1 protein-coding gene is annotated in these 324 nt (G+C 58.0%); it reads right to left on the bottom strand.

The features are described 5' to 3' along the window. Positions 1 to 120: 120 nt before the first annotated feature. A partial coding sequence (locus tag RGM3321_RS00060; protein ID WP_244390997.1) for a hypothetical protein occupies positions 121 to 324 on the bottom strand: 204 nt, incomplete at its 5' end.

Genomic DNA, 324 nt, shown 5'->3' with positions numbered 1-324 from the left:
AGCGCGAAGCGCGCAACCATGCCTTTGAGGTCGATTGCCAGGCGTGGCAGTGGCAGTTGAGGCAGCTTTCGCGAACAAGTGAAGCGTCGCCCGGTTCGCTCCTATGGCCTGCGGCCAGAATCAAAAGTAGACCGTATTCGCCTTGGCTTCTGCCCGAAGGGCGTAGGAGCGAACTTGTTCGCGAAGACTGGCATTCACACAACCTGGCTTCCGGACATAAAACGCCCGTTTTCGAGGATCAAAGCGCGAAGCGCGCAACCATGCCTTTGAGGTCGATTGCCAGGCGTGGCAGTGGCAGTTGAGGCAGCTTTCGCGAACAAGTGA

It is taken from the genome of Pseudomonas sp. RGM 3321 (genome assembly GCF_022836805.1).
Lineage (GTDB): Bacteria > Pseudomonadota > Gammaproteobacteria > Pseudomonadales > Pseudomonadaceae > Aquipseudomonas.
The sequence above is the reverse complement of the archived record's forward strand: the minus strand, read 5'-3'. Positions and strand labels throughout refer to the sequence as shown.